The following is a 17,640-nucleotide window of genomic DNA, read 5'->3' as shown; positions in this document are numbered from 1 at the left end:
TAGTGCAGTGAACGAGGTATTTGAATGAAACGTGCAGTGATTACTGGCCTGGGCATTGTATCCAGCATTGGTAATAACCAGCAGGAAGTCCTGGCATCTCTGCGAGAAGGACGCTCCGGGATCACTTTCTCGGAAGAGTTTAAAGAAGCGGGAATGCGGAGCCACATTTGGGGTAACGTCAAGCTGGATACCACCGGGTTGATTGACCGTAAAGTGGTTCGTTTCATGAACGATGCCTCTATCTATGCCTATCTTTCTATGCGTGAGGCCATCGCTGATGCTGGCCTGAGCGAAGAGGTTTATCAGAATAACCCACGCGTTGGCCTGATTGCAGGCTCCGGCGGTTCTTCTAAAGCGCAGGTCTTTGGTGCTGACGCCATGCGTAGCCCACGTGGCCTGAAAGCGGTGGGTCCGTACGTTGTGACCAAAGCGATGGGCTCCGCGGTTTCCGCCTGCCTCGCCACACCGTTCAAAATCCACGGCGTGAACTACTCTATCAGCTCTGCCTGTGCGACTTCCGCACACTGTATCGGCAACGCGGTAGAGCAAATCCAACTGGGCAAACAGGACATCGTTTTTGCCGGCGGCGGCGAAGAGCTGGGCTGGGAAATGGCCTGTGAGTTCGATGCGATGGGCGCGCTGTCCACCAAATACAACGAAACCCCGGAAAAAGCTTCCCGTACCTATGACACGCACCGTGACGGCTTCATCATCGCTGGCGGCGGCGGCATGGTTGTGGTTGAAGAGCTGGAGCACGCTCTGGCACGTGGCGCACATATCTACGCTGAAATCGTTGGCTACGGCGCAACGTCCGATGGCGCAGACATGGTTGCTCCATCAGGTGAAGGCGCGGTGCGCTGCATGAAGATGGCGATGCATGGCGTTGATACCCCAATCGACTACCTGAACTCCCACGGGACTTCTACTCCGGTAGGCGACGTGAAAGAGCTGGGTGCGATTCGTGAAGTGTTTGCTGACCATAGCCCGGCCATTTCCGCGACCAAAGCAATGACCGGTCACTCTCTGGGTGCTGCGGGCGTGCAGGAAGCTATCTATTCTCTGCTGATGCTGGAGCATGGCTTCATCGCGCCAAGCATTAACGTGGAAGAGCTGGACGAGCAGGCTGCTGGCCTGAACATCGTTACCAAACCTACCGATGCGAAGCTGACCACGGTGATGTCCAACAGCTTCGGCTTCGGCGGTACTAACGCCACGCTGGTCATGCGCAAGCTGAACGCTTAATCAAAGCGATTGATTCAGAATGGGGTGCCTTCGGGTGCCCTATTTTTTTGTCTATTCCTCTGCATTGACAGCCGGTTAGCCGGCAGGCACTATGCATTCCCCTCCATTATCATTTTGATAATGCGTAAGCGTTTAACGTTAACCAACGCACCCTATAATCTGAACACTCAGAGGAAAGGGCGCGGGTTGAGTTGCGCCTTGCTCTGAATTTATGGAGTAAGCAGTATGTCTGCGGTACCTGAGACCACCCTTAAAACGTCGAAGTCGGCGAATACATCGCTATTCAGAATTACCTTTGCGGTATTTCTTACCTATATGACGGTTGGCCTGCCGCTGCCCGTTATCCCGCTTTTTGTTCACCAGCAGCTTGGCTACGGCAACATGATGGTTGGCGTGGCGGTGGGCATTCAGTTTCTTGCCACCGTATTAACCCGAGGCTATGCCGGACGGCTGGCTGACCAGATGGGTGCCAAACGCTCCGTCCTGCAGGGGATGTTTGCCTGTGGGCTGGCGGGCGTAGCCTACTTGCTCGCCGCGCTGCTGCCTGTCGATGCGGCCGTAAAGTTTGGCCTGCTGATCGTGGGGCGGCTGATCCTCGGCTTTGGTGAAAGCCAACTGCTGACCGGGAACCTGACCTGGGGGTTAGGCCTGGTTGGGCCGGGACGTTCCGGCAAGGTGATGTCCTGGAACGGGATGGCGATTTACGGTGCGCTGGCCGCCGGGGCGCCGCTTGGCCTGATGCTCAACGCCCAGTGGGGTTTTGTGGCATTGGGCGTGACGACCATTGCTCTGCCGCTGATTGGCCTGCTGTTTAATAGTACCGTGCAGCCTGTTCCGGCCCATAAAGGCGAGCGGCCTTCGTTGTTTACCGTTGTCGGGCTTATCTGGCAGCCGGGGCTCGGGCTGGCGCTGCAGGGCGTTGGTTTCGCGGTTATTGGTACTTTTGTTTCGCTCTATTTTGCCGCAAACGGCTGGGCTCATGCAGGCTTCACCCTAACGGCTTTCGGCGGCGCGTTTGTTCTGGTGCGCGTGCTGTTTGGCTGGATGCCTGACCGCTACGGCGGCGTGCGCGTGGCACTGTTCTCCCTGGCCGTTGAAACGGTGGGCTTGCTGCTTCTTTGGCATGCGCCAGGTGCCTGGACCGCGTTGCTGGGTGCAGCGCTGACGGGCTGCGGCTGCTCGCTGATTTTCCCGGCGCTGGGCGTGGAAGTGGTTAAGCGCGTTCCGCCTCAGGTTCGTGGCACGGCCCTGGGCGGCTATGCGGCGTTCCAGGATATTTCATACGGTGTCACCGGGCCACTGACGGGCATTCTGGCCACTTCCATGGGCTATTCGTCGGTGTTTATGGCGGGGGCGATTTCTGCGGTTCTGGGGATTGCCGTGACGCTGGTGGCGTTCAGGAAGTAGGTTGGTTTAGTCCTGCCATCGTCACAAATATCCACGATTATGTGATGCTGGCTAAAATTCCGTTCACTTCCAGTTCTGTTTTATATGCAGCCACCGCAACGGTGAACGACTCGGGGAAGTCACCGTCACTTCCCCGAGACCCCGGACTCCCGGCCAAATAAATCGACCGCTGAAGCGGCAGACCTCCGTTTTATCTCCCAGTCCTGGGTCGGCTGAGATGCGTTCCAGACGCTCTCAGCCTCCGGCCGTTCCCGACGTCCGGACCCTGGCCAGTCGGAGAGAAAACGGAGGCGATTTAAGCCGGAACCGAGCCTCGCTTTAAACCCGCAGCAATTCTGAAAGTCACAGTCGTTTCAAGACTTACAGCCACGCCCTTGTTCCCGGCTCTCATCGCCCCCGGTTACGACCCCGACTGTTTGGGTGATAGCCGGTGGGTTTACCGCTTCAGCGGCGGAGCGAAAGATATCTCTCGGGAAAGTTGAACGGAAATCTGACTAAAAGCCAGCCTTGAGAGCGTTATATCACCAACCAGAGCAAAATCATCACCACCACCAGTGCAATCAGCGTCAGTCCGGGCCTTGCGCTCAGCGCTTTTATCGGTTCGATAATGGCGCTGAACATCGGGTTGTAGATGGGTTGAATATCCCGCACTTCGGCTGTTCCTGACTGGCGCTCGGCGCGTTTTAAAAACACCTGATTAAGAATGTCCTGCACCTGCGCGGCCGTCAGCACGCTTTGCGGCGTGGCCTGGAAGCGCTGCTGGCTGTAATCCACCATTTCTTTCCACTCCTGCGGCTCAAGCGGCTGCTTAAGTGCGGCCTGCACGCTGTGCAGCGTTGGCGCAGGCTGATGGTTCAGCGTTTGCCTCGCCTGTAGCCAGGTGGTCAGCAAGGCAAAATGCTTAGCCGGGATTAATTCGCCGGTTTTCACGCCCGAAAGCTCAAGCATCGACTGCCAGATTTGTTTCCCTGACTCGCCCGTAGCCGCCGCAAGCCTGGTGACGAGCTGGTTCAGGCTGTTGTGCTCGGCGGGCAGCAGCGGGCGGTCGGTTGCCGGGCGCTGCTGCGGCTGAGGAATAGCGAGCTGGTTGTTTTGCAGCAGCGTCAGCACGGTTTTTAGCTGCTCCGGCGTGAGCTGGCTCAGCGCCGTCTGGCCAAACTGCTGGCGAATAAAGTCGCTCACCGCCTGGCGGTTATTGCCCTGCGGCAGCAAATCGCTCAGTTGCTGAATGATCTGACGCGTCGCCAGCGTGGTTTGCGCGCTGGTCAGGCGTTGGTTCAGGTTTTGCTCGGCGGCCGGGAAATGACGAGACAGCAGCGGGGTCTCGTTTTTCAGCCCCAGATCGTGTTTCAGGCCGGCCCACACTTCAGCGCTCTGCTGCTGGCTGAGCGCAATGATCCGGGTGATCAAACGCTCCAGCACGGTACGTTGCTGGGTGGAAAGTGGCTGTTCGCCAGCGGCAGAAGGTGCGGAGGCTGGTTCCCCCGGAGGACGCGGCGTGGCGCCCTGAATGGGTTGCATTATTAAATGATCCTTAAGTACGACAAAACATTCGCAAGTAGTTCGTTATGCCCGGACGTCAGATTATGGCACACTATCCGGCCTTATCTCGACGATTAACAGACAGGTACTCAGGTGAAAATCCTCGTTGATGAAAATATGCCCTATGCCCGCGAACTTTTCAGCCGCCTGGGCGAGGTGACTGCCGTGCCGGGGCGTCCGATTCCGGTTGAAGCGTTAACGGATGCTGACGCGCTGATGGTGCGTTCGGTCACGAAAGTGAATGCCGAACTGCTGGCCGGTAAAGGGATTAAATTTGTCGGGACGGCAACGGCCGGGACCGATCACGTTGATGAAGCGTATTTGCAAAGCGCCGGGGTGGCATTCTCCGCAGCACCCGGGTGTAACGCGATTGCCGTTGTTGAGTATGTGTTCTCCTCCTTATTGATGTTGGCCGAGCGCGACGGTTTTGAGCTGAAAGACAGGACCGTCGGTATCGTTGGCGTGGGTAACGTCGGTTCCCGCCTGCAGGCACGTCTTGAAGCCTGGGGCGTGCGTACCCTGCTGTGCGATCCGCCACGTGCCGATCGCGGTGACGAAGGCGACTTCGTGGCGCTGGAAGCGCTGGTGCAGGATGCCGATATCATTACCTTCCATACGCCGCTGTTTAAATCCGGTGATTACAAAACGCTGCACCTGGCCGATGAGGCGCTGATTAGCCGCCTGAAGCCTGGCGCTATTCTGATTAATGCCTGCCGTGGCCCGGTGGTGGACAACGCTGCGCTGCTGAAATGCTTAAAGGCAGGGCAGGAGCTGAGCGTCGTGCTGGACGTCTGGGAACCGGAGCCGGATCTCAACGTCGAGCTGCTGAGCAAGGTGGACATCGGCACCTCACATATTGCGGGCTACACGCTTGAGGGCAAGGCTCGGGGGACCACGCAGGTCTTTGAAGCCTTTAGCGATTTCATCGGTCAGTCGCAGCAGGTCGCGCTGGATTCGCTGCTGCCCGCGCCGGAGTTTGGCCGTATCACTCTGGCGGGTCCGCTCGATCAACCGACGCTCAAAAGACTGGTGCATCTGGTGTATGATGTGCGCCGCGACGATGCCCCACTGCGAAAGGTAGCCGGTCAGCCTGGCGAATTCGACAAGCTGCGTAAAAACTACCTCGAGCGCCGCGAGTGGTCATCGCTTTACGTACAGTGCGATGACGCAACTGCAGCGAACATGCTGCAAAAACTGGGTTTTAGCGCGATTCATCATCCGCTGAGCTAAGTTTTATCTTCTGGCTCCCTGAGGCGCTGTCTCGGGGAGCATCTGTTTTATTTTCTGGAGTAAACCAACATGTCTGAAGGCTGGAATATTGCCGTTTTAGGCGCCACCGGTGCCGTGGGCTCAGCTTTGTTTGAACTGCTTGCTGAACGTCAGTTCCCGGTTGGTGAATTGTATGCCCTGGCGCGTAGCGAGAGCGCCGGTGAAAACCTGCGTTATGAAGGCAAAACCATCATGGTGCAGGACGCAGCAGAGTTCGACTGGACTCAGGCCCAGCTTGCGTTCTTCGTCGGGGGCGTGGAAGCGTCCGCACAATACGTGGAAGAAGCAACCAATTCTGGCTGCCTGGTTATCGACTCCAGCGGTCTTTTTGCTATGGAGCCGGACGTGCCGCTGGTAGTGCCGGACGTGAACCCGTTTGTGCTGAGCGATTACCGCAACCGTAACCTGGTTGCCGTGGCGGACAGCCTGACCTGCCAGCTGTTGAGCGCGTTAAAACCGCTTATCGAGCAGGGCGGCCTGTCGCGTATTCAGGTCACCAGCCTGCTGTCTGCTTCCGCGCGCGGCAAAGCTGCCGTTGACGCGCTGGCCGGGCAGAGCGCACGCCTGCTGAACGGCATTCCTATCGATGAAGAGGACTTGTTTGGCCGCCAGCTGGCGTTCAACATGCTGCCGCTGGTGCCGGATGCTGAAGGCAGCGTGCGCGAAGAGCGTCGCCTGGTGAATGAAGCGCGTAAAGTGCTGCAGGACGACGGTCTGATGATCTCTGCCAGCCTCGTGCAGTCGCCGGTATTCTACGGCCACGCGCAAATCGTTAATTTCGAAGCACTGCGTCCTCTGGCGGCTGAAGAGGCCCGGGATGCGTTTACCCAGGCGGAAGATATCGAGCTGTCTGAAGAAGGCGAATTCCCGACTCAGGTTGCGGATGCGTCCGGCAGCGGCCATCTTTCTATTGGCTGCGTGCAAAACGATTACGGCATGCCGGAGCAAATTCAGTTCTGGTCGGTCGCCGATAACGTTCGCTTTGGCGGTGCGCTGATGGCGATAAAAACCGCTGAGAAACTGGTGCAGGAGTATATGTACTGATGTCCGAAGTGCTAAGCGAAACCCCGCTTCATAAAATCGCGCTCGGCATTGAGTACGACGGCAGTAAATATTACGGCTGGCAGCGCCAGAACGAAGTGCGCAGCGTGCAGGAAAAACTGGAAAAAGCGCTGTCTCAGGTGGCTAATGAGCCGATTAACGTGTTTTGCGCGGGGCGCACCGATGCGGGCGTTCACGCCACAGGTCAGGTGGTGCATTTTGAAACCAGCGCCTTGCGCAAAGATGCAGCCTGGACAATGGGCGTAAATACGAATTTGCCTGGTGACATCGCCGTTCGTTGGGTAAAAGATGTGCCGGCCGAGTTTCATGCCCGGTTTAGCGCCACGGCTCGGCGTTACCGCTACGTGATTTATAATCATCGCCTGCGTCCGGCCGTTTTGCAGCAGGGCGTGACCCATTTTCACCTGCCTCTGGATGCGGACAAAATGCACCGTGCCGCCCAGAGCCTGCTGGGGGAAAATGATTTTACCTCTTTCCGTGCGGTGCAGTGCCAGTCGCGCACCCCGTGGCGCAATATGATGCACATTACGGTAAACCGCTACGGCGCTTACATCGTGGTGGACATTAAGGCCAACGCGTTTGTTCACCATATGGTGCGCAATATCGTTGGCAGCCTGATGGAAGTGGGCTGCGGTAACCAGGCTGAAAACTGGATGGCTGACCTGCTGGCAATGAAGGACCGCACTAAGGCCGCGGCCACCGCGAAAGCGGAAGGACTGTACCTTGTGTCGGTGGATTACCCTGACCATTTTGCACTGCCGCGTCTCCCGATGGGGCCGCTTTTTTTAGCCGACTGATTGCTGCTTAAGAAAGGAAACTTTGATGGATTTCATCCGTTTTATCATTGACTTCATTTTGCATATCGACGTGCATTTGGCCGAGCTGGTGGCACAATACGGCGTCTGGGTTTACGCGATTTTGTTCCTGATTTTGTTCTGCGAAACCGGGCTGGTGGTGACGCCGTTTTTACCGGGTGATTCGCTGCTGTTTGTGGCGGGCGCGCTGGCCTCGCTGGAAACTAACGACCTGAACGTGCATTACATGGTCATTTTGATGGTGATTGCCGCCATCATCGGTGATGCGGTGAACTACACTATCGGGCGGCTGTTTGGCGAGAAGTTGTTCAGTAATCCGAATTCAAAAATCTTCCGCCGCAGTTATCTTGATAAAACTCATGCTTTTTACGAGCGTCACGGCGGAAAAACGATTATCCTCGCGCGCTTCGTGCCGATTGTGCGAACCTTCGCACCGTTTGTTGCCGGGATGGGGCATATGTCCTATCGCCATTTTGCGATTTATAACGTTGTCGGCGCACTGCTGTGGGTCTTGCTGTTCACCTACGCGGGCTACCTGTTCGGTAACCTGCCGGTGGTACAGGAAAACCTGAAGCTGCTGATTGTGGCAATTATCGTGGTATCGATACTGCCTGGCGTGGTGGAAGTTATTCGCCACAAACGCGCGGCGTCGCGGCAGTCAAAATAATACGTGGGCAGCGGTTCGACCACTTTTTTATCCAAAGTCGCGGGCCGTTGTGTTTTAATGAGCACCATTTATGGTCTGGGGCAGGGAAAACTGCCACAGAAAAGCTGGTATCGACCAGGTTCAAGCAGAAAGGTCATCAATGAGCTGGATTGAACGAATTCTCAATAAGAGCAATATTACTCCCACCCGTAAGGCGAGCATCCCTGAAGGGGTGTGGACCAAGTGCGACAGCTGCGGCCAGGTCCTGTACCGCGCCGAGCTGGAACGCAATCTTGGCGTCTGCCCTAAGTGCGATCACCACATGCGTATGTCGGCCCGCGATCGCCTGCATAGCCTGTTAGATGAAGGCACAATGGTGGAATTGGGGAGCGAGCTTGAGCCAAAAGATTTGCTGAAGTTCCGTGACTCCAAGAAATACAAAGATCGTCTGGTTAGCGCGCAGAAAGAGACCGGCGAAAAAGACGCCCTGGTTGTCATGAAAGGCACCCTGCACGGTATGCCTGTCGTTGCTGCGGCCTTTGAGTTCGCTTTTATGGGCGGTTCGATGGGGTCTGTGGTCGGCGCGCGTTTTGTCCGTGCCGTTGAACAGGCGCTGGAAGACAATTGCCCGATGGTGTGTTTCTCCGCTTCCGGCGGGGCGCGTATGCAAGAAGCGCTGATGTCGCTGATGCAGATGGCGAAAACCAGCGCAGCGCTGGCAAAAATGCAGGAGCGCGGTCTGCCGTACATCTCCGTGCTGACTGACCCAACCATGGGCGGCGTTTCTGCAAGCTTTGCAATGCTGGGTGACCTGAACATCGCCGAGCCGAAGGCGCTGATCGGTTTTGCCGGCCCGCGCGTTATCGAGCAAACCGTTCGTGAAAAACTGCCGCCGGGCTTCCAGCGCAGTGAGTTCCTGATTGAAAAAGGGGCGATCGACATGATCGTCCGTCGCCCGGAAATGCGCCTGAAGCTGGCGAGCGTCCTGGCGAAGTTTATGAATCTGCCGGCACCAAACCCGGAAGCCCCGCGTGAGCCGATTGTGGTTCCGCCGGCGCCGGAACAGGGTCAAGAGGCCTGATTCGTAACTAAGGGCAGGCCAGCAGGTTCTGCCCTTTTTCTTTATGTGCATGTTAAGTGGGCATCATGGAAAAAGATCTTATCCCTCAAGCCACGTCGCCCCTGGCCACGTGGCTTTGCTATCTTGAAAACCTTCACTCCTCCACCATAGATATGGGCCTTGAGCGCGTCAGCAAAGTTGCGCTTAAGCTGGACGTGCTGAAACCTGCGCCAACGGTGTTTACCGTGGCCGGCACTAACGGGAAGGGCACCACCTGCCGCACGCTTGAAACCGTGCTGATGGCGGACGGCTATCGCGTAGGAGTTTACAGCTCGCCGCACCTGGTGCGTTACACCGAGCGAGTGCGTATTCAGGGTGAAGAATTACCCGAAGCCCTGCATACCGCCTCCTTTGCTGAAATAGAGGCCGCGCGCGGAGATATTTCCTTAACCTATTTTGAATACGGAACGCTGTCCGCGTTGCTATTGTTTAAGCAGCAGGCTGTGGACGTGGTTATTCTTGAAGTGGGCCTTGGCGGCCGTCTTGATGCTACCAACGTCGTGGACTCTGATGTGGCCGTGGTCACCAGCATCGCGCTCGATCACACCGACTGGCTTGGCCCGGATCGCGAGAGTATTGGCCGTGAAAAAGCCGGTGTCTTCCGCAGAGATAACCCGGCGGTTGTGGGCGAGCCGGCTATGCCGCATACGATTGCCGATGTTGCTCAGGAGAAGGGCGCGCTGCTGCTGCGTCGCGGCGTTGACTGGGATTACGAGGTGAACGCCACGGGCTGGACGTTCCGTGATGCTCAGGGCGAGCTATGCGATCTGCCGCTGCCGCTGGTTCCACAGCCAAATGCCGCTACGGCACTCGCCGCTTTGCGCGCAAGTAAACTTAACGTGAGTGAAAACGCGATACGTTATGGCATTGAGCATGCCACGCTGCCTGGGCGTTTCCAGATAGTTTCTCAGGCGCCTCGCGTTATTCTTGATGTTGCCCATAATCCACATGCGGCGGCTTACCTTGCCGGTCGCCTGGCGGCGTTACCAAAACAGGGACGCGTGCTGGCGGTGATGGGTATGCTTCATGATAAAGACATTGCCGGAACGCTTGCCTGTTTGTCGCCTCAGGTCGATAGCTGGTATTGTGCTCCGCTGGAGGGGCCACGAGGCGCAAGCGCTGAGCAGCTGATCGCCCATCTTGGTCACGGCAGGACGTTTGCAAGCGTAGCGGACGCCTGGCACGCGGCGATGGCAGAAGCGACGGCTGATGATACCGTGCTGGTGTGTGGCTCGTTCCACACGGTGGCCCATGTAATGGAAGTACTGGACGCGGGGAGAGCAGGTGGCGAGTAAGTTTCAAAACAGATTAGTCGGAACCATTATTCTGGTCGCGCTGGGCGTTATTGTGCTGCCGGGTCTGCTGGACGGGCAGAAAAAACATTATCAGGACGAGTTCGCAGCCATTCCTTTGGTGCCAAAACCAGGGGACAGCGACGAGCCTGATATGCTGCCTTCGGCCACCCAGGCGCTGCCTTCGCAGCCACCGGAAGGGGCCGCAGAAGAGGTGAGAGCCGGGGCCGCCGTGCCGCCGGGGCTGAATAACGGCGCTATTCCAAACGAAGGTTCTGCGGGCGCTGACGAAGTGCCTGCGGCACGTGAGCAGCCTAAGCCACAGCCGGTGCAGGAAAAACCAAAACCGAAGCCGGTGGAGAAACCGCAGCCTAAACCTGTGGTTGATAACCAGACCGAGCAGCCAGCGAAGACGGAAAAACCAGCCGACAAAGCACCGACCGGACAGGCGTATGTGGTGCAGCTTGGCGCATTGAAAAATGCGGACAAAGTGAATGAAATTGTTGGTAAACTGCGCGGTGCCGGATTCAAGGTTTATACCTCACCGACAACGCCTGTGCAGGGGAAAATCACCCGTATTCTGGTTGGGCCTGACGCGTCGAAAGATAAGCTGAAGTCCTCGCTGGGCGAGCTGAATTCTCTTTCTGGCCTGAACGGCGTGGTGATGAACTACTCGCCACGGTAGCGGTTTGTGACCCTCACCCCGGCCCTCTCCCTGGAAGGGAGAGTGGGAAGGCCATTACACCGAACGGTTCCCTCGCCCCTCTGGGGAGAGGGTTAGGGTGAGGGGAAAAACGACGCCATACCGTCACTTCGCCTCTAAAAGGTGAGGGGAAAACAGGCACTTTTTTAATGGCGTTGATGCTTTTTTCAACGCCATTATTTATTTACGCGCGGGAAGGAAATCCCTACGCAAACGTTTTCTTTTTCTGTTAGAATTCGCCCCGAACTGGACGTCAGGGCAATTTGTCACGAGATTTTTTCATGATCTGGATAGATTACGCCATCATTGCGGTTATCGGTTTTTCTTGTCTGGTAAGCGTAATACGTGGGTTTGTGAAGGAAGCGTTATCGCTTGTGACCTGGGGATGTGCTTTCTTTGTCGCCAGTCATTACTACACTTATCTGTCAGTCTGGTTCACTGGCTTTGAAGACGAACTGGTACGTAATGGGATAGCTATCGCGGTGCTGTTTATCGCGACGCTGATTGTCGGTGCGATAGTCAATTATGTGATTAGCGCGCTGGTGCAAAAAACCGGCCTGTCGGGTACAGACAGGGTGTTGGGGATCTGCTTTGGCGCCTTGCGTGGCGTACTGATCGTCTCCGCCATTCTGTTCTTCCTGGATACCTTTACCGGTTTTTCAAAAAGCGATGACTGGCAAAAGTCGCAGCTTATCCCGCAATTCAGTTTCATCATCAGATGGTTCTTTGACTATCTGCAAAGCTCGTCAAGTTTCTTGCCCCGCTAATCGTAGCGGGGGGTGTGGCTTAATGAGGAAAAGACAACATGTGCGGTATTGTCGGTATCGCCGGTTTCATGCCGGTAAACCAGTCGATTTATGATGCGTTAACGGTGCTTCAGCACCGTGGCCAGGATGCCGCAGGCATCGTCACCATCGACGCTTTAAATTGCTTCCGTCTGCGTAAAGCGAATGGCCTGGTGAGCGATGTGTTTGAAGCCCGCCACATGCAGCGTCTGCAGGGGAATATGGGCATCGGCCACGTGCGTTACCCAACCGCAGGCAGTTCCAGCGCTTCAGAAGCCCAGCCTTTCTACGTTAACTCTCCTTACGGGATAACCCTGGCGCATAACGGTAACCTGACCAATGCCCACGAGCTGCGTAAAAAGCTGTTTGAAGAAAAACGCCGCCACATTAACACCACCTCTGATTCTGAAATCCTGCTGAATGTCTTTGCCAGCGAGCTGGATAACTTCCGCCATTATCCGCTGGAGGCCGACAACATTTTTGCCGCCATCGCCGCCACTAACCGCCAGATTCGCGGCGCTTATGCCTGCGTAGCGATGATTATCGGTCACGGCATGGTTGCCTTCCGCGATCCGAACGGCATTCGCCCGCTGGTTATCGGCAAGCGTGACCTGGGCGACGGCCGCACCGAATACATGGTGGCCTCCGAGAGCGTGGCGCTGGACACCCTGGGCTTTGAGTTCCTGCGTGATATCGCGCCGGGCGAAGCGGTCTACATCACCGAGAAAGGCCAGCTGTTTACTCGTCAATGCGCCGATAACCCGGTCAGCAATCCGTGCCTGTTCGAGTACGTCTATTTTGCTCGTCCGGACTCGTTTATCGACAAGATCTCCGTTTACAGCGCGCGCGTTGAGATGGGGAAAAAGCTTGGCGAGAAGATTGCCCGCGAATGGGAAGACCTGGATATCGACGTGGTCATTCCTATTCCCGAAACTTCCTGTGACATCGCGCTGGAAATTGCCCGTATTCTGGATAAACCGTACCGCCAGGGGTTTGTGAAAAACCGCTACGTGGGCCGCACGTTTATCATGCCGGGCCAGCAGCTGCGCCGTAAGTCCGTGCGCCGTAAGCTGAACGCCAACCGCGCCGAGTTCCGTGATAAAAACGTGCTGCTGGTGGATGACTCCATCGTGCGCGGGACTACGTCCGAGCAGATTATCGAGATGGCGCGTGAAGCCGGAGCCAAAAAGGTTTACCTGGCTTCAGCCGCACCGGAAATTCGCTTCCCTAACGTCTATGGCATCGACATGCCAAGCGCCAACGAGCTGATTGCTCACGGCCGTGAAGTGGACGAAATTCGCCAGATAATCGGCGCTGACGGCCTGATTTTCCAGGACCTGGACGACCTTATCGAAGCGGTGCGCGTGGAAAACCCGGACATCACCCAGTTTGAATGTTCGGTGTTCAACGGCATCTACGTGACAAAAGACGTTGACCACAAATACCTGCAGTATCTCGAATCCCTGCGTAACGACGACTCCCAGGCACTGGCGCGTCAGAACGAAGTGGAAAACTTAGAGATGCACAACGAAGGCTAATCGGCCTTGGCCTCTCTCCTGCAAAGGGGAGAGGCTCGTTCTTCCCCTCCCGGTTCCGCCAGCCTTGCATCCCACCTCATCTTGCGGCAAAGTCAGCCCAGATATTCTCTATGGGCAAATTCAATGAAACGACTGATCGTCGGTATTTCCGGAGCCAGCGGCGCTATTTATGGGGTGCGTTTACTGCAAATCCTGCAGCAGTTGCCGGAGGTAGAAAGCCACCTGGTAATGAGCAACGCAGCTCGCCAGACGCTGGCGCTGGAAACCGATTACTCGCTGCGCGACGTTCAGGCGCTGGCGGACGTCGTGCATGACGCTCGTGATATTGCCGCCAGCATTTCCTCCGGCTCGTTTAAGACCATGGGCATGGCGGTGCTGCCGTGCTCGATTAAAACGCTGTCCGGCATCGTACACAGCTATACGGACGGGTTGTTGACCCGCGCAGCGGACGTGGTGTTGAAAGAGCGCCGCCCGCTGGTGCTTTGCATTCGTGAAACGCCGCTGCACCTTGGCCACCTGAGGCTGATGACTCAGGCCTCCGAGCTGGGCGCGGTGATTATGCCGCCGGTGCCCGCGTTTTATCATCGGCCGCAAACGCTGCAGGATATCGTTGACCAGACGGTGAACCGGGTGCTGGATCAGTTTGATCTTGAGCTGCCTGAAGACCTGTTCGTTCGCTGGGGCGAGCACAAGTAATGCACTGATGCGGTGCGTCACAAAATGATTGCCTCATAATGGGGCAATTCTGCAACGCCGATCGCTTTTAGAAGATTTAATCCGCGAAAATCCCTTCCCCCTCTAGTCCCGCTTCCCAGAACTGCTATCTTTCAAACTAGCGCGAAGTTGCAACGTTTTATTAACATAAATCAGCGGCTTTTTCCCACGCAGGAAAAAGTGGCATGAGAACTGCAACTCTTCGTTTGCCAAGGCATTACCACACAACAAGACATCACAAATAAGAAAGCCAAACTTGAGGGTATCGTATGAAGAAGTCGGTTCTTGCACTGTCTTTACTGCTCGGCCTGTCCAGCGCAGCCAGCGTGTTTGCAGCAATTCCGCAAACCGTCCGTATTGGTACCGACGCGACCTACGCGCCATTCTCCTCGAAAGATGCTAAGGGGGATTTTGTTGGGTTTGATATCGATTTGGGGAACGAACTTTGCAAACGCATTCAGACCAAGTGTACGTGGGTTGGCAGCGACTTTGACTCCCTGATCCCGTCGCTGAAAGCGAAGAAAATCGACGCCATTATCTCATCGCTGTCGATAACCGAAAAACGCCAGCAGGAAATCCTCTTCTCCGACAAGCTGTATGCGGCGGACTCTCGCCTGATCGCGGCCAAAGGCTCTCCGATTCAGCCGACGCTCGAATCGCTGAAAGGCAAGCACGTTGGGGTGCTGCAGGGCTCTATCCAGGAGACCTACGGCAACGCCGAATGGCGCCCGAAAGGGGTTGATGTGGTGGCTTATGCCAACCAGGATTTGATCTACTCTGACCTGGCTGCAGGGCGCCTGGATGCTGCATTCCAGGACGAAGTGGCCGGGAGCGAAGGTTTCCTGAAGCAGCCTGCCGGGAAAGACTATGCCTTTGCGGGCTCTTCCGTGAAGGACAAGAAGTACTTTGGTGACGGGACAGGCATCGGCCTGCGTAAAGATGACACCGAGCTGAAGGCCGCATTCGACAAAGCGCTGGGCGAAATACGCAAAGACGGCACTTACGACAAATTAGCGAAAAAGTACTTCGACTTTAATGTTTACGGCGAATAAGTTTATCCCTTAGTCTGTAGCCCGGTTATGAATATATTCTTAACCGGGCAGGATAACTATGCAGTGGTGCAGTCACGTTCCGGCTGCACCTTTATGGTGCGAAAACGTTGTATTCGCAACGTGTTGCGTAAGTTTTCCCTGTTTGTAGTGGGTGTGAGCCTTAAGTAACGGACAGTCTATTGAGGATAATTATGAAAAAGTTGGTTTTGTCTCTTTCTCTGGTGCTGGCATTTTCCAGCGTGACCACAGCCTTCGCCGCTATTCCGAAAAACCTGCGGATCGGCACTGACCCAACCTATGCACCATTCGAATCTAAAAATGCTCAGGGCGAGCTGGTCGGTTTTGATATCGATCTGGCGAAAGAACTCTGTAAGCGCATTAACACCAAATGCACCTTCGTTGAAAACCCATTAGATGCGCTGATCCCGTCGCTGAAGGCGAAGAAGATCGACGCCATCATGTCTTCCCTGTCTATCACCGAGAAGCGCCAGCAGGAAATCGCGTTCACCGACAAGCTGTACGCGGCTGACTCTCGCCTGGTGGTAGCCAAAGGTTCTCCTATTCAGCCAACTCTTGAGTCGCTGAAAGGCAAGCGCGTGGGCGTGCTGCAGGGCACCACGCAAGAAACTTACGGCAATGAACACTGGGCGCCAAAAGGTATCGAGATTGTTTCCTATCAGGGGCAGGACTCGATTTACGCTGACCTGGCCGCCGGGCGTATCGACGCCGCATTCCAGGATGAAGTGGCCGCCAGCGAAGGCTTCCTGAAACAGCCTGTCGGCAAAGATTACCAGTTCGGCGGCCCGTCTATTAAAGACGACAAGCTGTTTGGCGTCGGCACCGGCATGGGCCTGCGTAAAGAAGATAACGAGCTGCGTGAGGCGCTGAACAAGGCCTTTGCGGAGATGCGTAAAGACGGCACGTATGAGAAGTTAGCGAAGCCGTACTTTGATTTTAATGTGTATGGTGAATAACCCTTACCGGTGATAAAGGCCCCGCGTCAGACGGGGCCCATTAAGCAGCAGCAAACACTGACGACAGGATACGCACCATGTTGTATGGCTTTTCTGAAGTAATTTTTAAAGGGGCTCTGGTTACGCTTGAGCTGGCGCTCGCCTCGGTTGTCCTTTCCGTGCTGATTGGGCTTGCCGGTGCTGGCGCAAAACTGTCCAAAAATCGTCCGCTCGCATTACTGTTTGAGGGCTACACCACGCTGATTCGCGGGGTGCCGGACCTGGTGCTGATGCTGTTAATTTTCTACGGGCTGCAGATGCTGCTCAACAGCATTACCGATGCGCTGGGCATGGCGCAGTTTGATATCGACCCGATGGTGGCGGGTATTATCACCCTCGGCTTTATCTACGGCGCTTATTTTACCGAAACCTTCCGTGGCGCATTTCTGGCAGTGCCAAAAGGCCACATTGAAGCTGCAACCGCGTTTGGCTTTACCGGCTCCCAAACCTTCCGCCGTATTCTGTTCCCGGCCATGATGCGCTACGCGCTGCCGGGGATCGGTAACAACTGGCAGGTTATTCTCAAGGCAACCGCGCTGGTTTCCCTGCTCGGCCTCGAAGATGTGGTGAAGGCCACGCAGCTCGCCGGGAAAAGCACCTGGCAGCCGTTCTACTTCGCCATTGTCGCCGGGATTATCTATCTGGTCTTTACTACGGTTTCAAACGGGGTGCTGCTCTGGCTTGAACGTCGCTATTCCGTTGGCGTGAAGAGGGCGGAGCTATGATTGATATTATTCACGATTACTGGCAGTCCCTGCTGTGGACCGACGGTTATCGCTATACGGGCGTGGCGATCACGCTATGGCTGCTTATTTTGTCGGTGGTGATGGGCGGGATTCTGGCGCTGTTCCTTGCCATCGGACGCGTCTCCAGCAACAAATTTATCTCGTTCCCCATCTGGCTCTTTACCTACATTTTTCGCGGTACGCCGCTCTACGTGCAGCTGCTGGTGTTCTACTCGGGGATGTACACGCTGGAGATAGTCAAAGGCACTGAACTGCTGAATGCCTTCTTCCGTAGCGGCCTCAACTGTACCGTGCTGGCGTTGACGCTGAACACCTGTGCTTATACCACGGAGATTTTTGCCGGAGCCATTCGCTCGGTGCCTCATGGCGACATTGAAGCGGCGCGCGCCTACGGCTTTTCAAAAGTGAAAATGTATCGCTGTATTATTCTGCCTTCGGCGCTGCGCATCGCGCTGCCGGCGTACAGCAACGAAGTGATCCTGATGCTGCACTCCACGGCGCTGGCGTTTACCGCCACGGTGCCGGATCTGCTCAAGATTGCCCGCGATATTAACTCCGCAACCTACCAGCCGTTTACCGCGTTTGGCATCGCGGCCGTGCTGTATTTGATTATCTCTTATGTGTTGATAAGCCTGTTCCGTAAAGCGGAAAAACGCTGGCTGCAGCACGTTAAACCCGCTTCGCACTGAGTGAC

At 56.0% G+C, this 17,640-nt stretch carries 17 protein-coding genes; 16 read left to right on the top strand and 1 reads right to left on the bottom strand.

The features are described from left to right. Positions 1-24: 24 nt before the first annotated feature. Positions 25-1,242: a beta-ketoacyl-ACP synthase I gene (fabB, locus tag ACE38U_RS03520; RefSeq protein WP_038480738.1), complete on the top strand. Its 1,218-nt coding sequence runs from the start codon at positions 25-27 to the stop codon at positions 1,240-1,242. 225 nt (positions 1,243-1,467) lie between these two features. Continuing rightward, on the top strand, positions 1,468-2,649 hold the full coding sequence (locus ACE38U_RS03515) for an MFS transporter (RefSeq protein ID WP_375529177.1): 1,182 nt from the start codon (positions 1,468-1,470) through the stop codon (positions 2,647-2,649). Between the two features lie 516 nt (positions 2,650-3,165). Here ACE38U_RS03515 and flk read toward each other — a convergent pair. Continuing rightward, a complete protein-coding gene (gene flk, locus ACE38U_RS03510; protein WP_375529176.1) occupies positions 3,166-4,170 on the bottom strand; it encodes a flagella biosynthesis regulator Flk in 1,005 nt (334 codons plus the stop codon). A 114-nt stretch (positions 4,171-4,284) separates the two neighbouring features. On the opposite strand from flk, the gene pdxB reads away from it, so the two are divergent. From pdxB to ACE38U_RS03440, 14 genes are all read left to right on the top strand, one after another. Beyond that, positions 4,285-5,421: a 4-phosphoerythronate dehydrogenase PdxB gene (gene pdxB / locus ACE38U_RS03505; RefSeq protein WP_038480747.1), complete on the top strand. Its 1,137-nt coding sequence runs from the start codon at positions 4,285-4,287 to the stop codon at positions 5,419-5,421. Between the two features lie 69 nt (positions 5,422-5,490). Continuing rightward, positions 5,491-6,504, top strand: coding sequence for an aspartate-semialdehyde dehydrogenase (locus ACE38U_RS03500; RefSeq protein ID WP_038480751.1), 1,014 nt, complete (start codon positions 5,491-5,493; stop codon positions 6,502-6,504). Beyond that, positions 6,504-7,319 carry a tRNA pseudouridine(38-40) synthase TruA gene (gene truA / locus ACE38U_RS03495; RefSeq protein WP_375529175.1) on the top strand — a complete coding sequence of 272 codons (816 nt, stop codon included), beginning with the start codon at positions 6,504-6,506 and terminating at the stop codon, positions 7,317-7,319. The genes ACE38U_RS03500 and truA overlap by 1 nt, the downstream gene beginning before the upstream one ends. Before the next feature lie 25 nt (positions 7,320-7,344). Beyond that, positions 7,345-8,004 (top strand): DedA family protein, encoded by a 660-nt coding sequence (locus ACE38U_RS03490; protein ID WP_039295583.1) that lies wholly within the window; start codon positions 7,345-7,347, stop codon positions 8,002-8,004. Between the two features lie 139 nt (positions 8,005-8,143). Then, positions 8,144-9,064, top strand: a complete 921-nt coding sequence (accD, locus tag ACE38U_RS03485) for an acetyl-CoA carboxylase, carboxyltransferase subunit beta (RefSeq protein WP_038480761.1) — start codon at positions 8,144-8,146, stop codon at positions 9,062-9,064. 65 nt (positions 9,065-9,129) lie between these two features. Next, entirely contained in the window at positions 9,130-10,398 is a 1,269-nt protein-coding gene (folC, locus tag ACE38U_RS03480; protein WP_375529174.1) for a bifunctional tetrahydrofolate synthase/dihydrofolate synthase, read from the top strand. Then, positions 10,388-11,080 (top strand): cell division protein DedD, encoded by a 693-nt coding sequence (gene dedD / locus ACE38U_RS03475; RefSeq protein ID WP_038480764.1) that lies wholly within the window; start codon positions 10,388-10,390, stop codon positions 11,078-11,080. The genes folC and dedD overlap by 11 nt, the downstream gene beginning before the upstream one ends. Positions 11,081-11,379: 299 nt before the next feature. Then, on the top strand, positions 11,380-11,865 hold the full coding sequence (gene cvpA, locus ACE38U_RS03470; protein WP_008459721.1) for a colicin V production protein: 486 nt from the start codon (positions 11,380-11,382) through the stop codon (positions 11,863-11,865). Positions 11,866-11,903: 38 nt separating this feature from the next. Beyond that, complete coding sequence (gene purF / locus ACE38U_RS03465) at positions 11,904-13,421, top strand: amidophosphoribosyltransferase (RefSeq protein ID WP_038480767.1); 1,518 nt, start codon at positions 11,904-11,906, stop codon at positions 13,419-13,421. Between the two features lie 123 nt (positions 13,422-13,544). Next, complete coding sequence (locus ACE38U_RS03460) at positions 13,545-14,117, top strand: UbiX family flavin prenyltransferase (RefSeq protein WP_038480770.1); 573 nt, start codon at positions 13,545-13,547, stop codon at positions 14,115-14,117. A gap of 287 nt (positions 14,118-14,404) precedes the next feature. Further along, the gene (gene argT, locus ACE38U_RS03455) at positions 14,405-15,187 is read left to right on the top strand and encodes a lysine/arginine/ornithine ABC transporter substrate-binding protein ArgT (protein WP_038480773.1); all 783 of its coding nucleotides are present in this window, start codon (positions 14,405-14,407) and stop codon (positions 15,185-15,187) included. Positions 15,188-15,378: 191 nt separating this feature from the next. Further along, positions 15,379-16,161 carry a histidine ABC transporter substrate-binding protein HisJ gene (gene hisJ / locus ACE38U_RS03450; RefSeq protein WP_038480776.1) on the top strand — a complete coding sequence of 261 codons (783 nt, stop codon included), beginning with the start codon at positions 15,379-15,381 and terminating at the stop codon, positions 16,159-16,161. Positions 16,162-16,238: 77 nt separating this feature from the next. Then, a complete protein-coding gene (locus ACE38U_RS03445) occupies positions 16,239-16,925 on the top strand; it encodes a histidine ABC transporter permease HisQ (protein WP_038480779.1) in 687 nt (228 codons plus the stop codon). Beyond that, positions 16,922-17,635 carry an ABC transporter permease gene (locus tag ACE38U_RS03440; RefSeq protein ID WP_061274919.1) on the top strand — a complete coding sequence of 238 codons (714 nt, stop codon included), beginning with the start codon at positions 16,922-16,924 and terminating at the stop codon, positions 17,633-17,635. Before ACE38U_RS03445 ends, ACE38U_RS03440 begins: the two co-directional genes overlap by 4 nt. The last annotated feature ends 5 nt before the right edge of the window (positions 17,636-17,640 follow it).

It is taken from the genome of Cedecea selenatireducens, from assembly GCF_042138895.1.
In the GTDB taxonomy this organism is placed as follows: domain Bacteria; phylum Pseudomonadota; class Gammaproteobacteria; order Enterobacterales; family Enterobacteriaceae; genus Cedecea; species Cedecea selenatireducens.
Note: the sequence above shows the minus strand (reverse complement) of the source record. Positions and strands in the feature narration are given on the sequence as shown.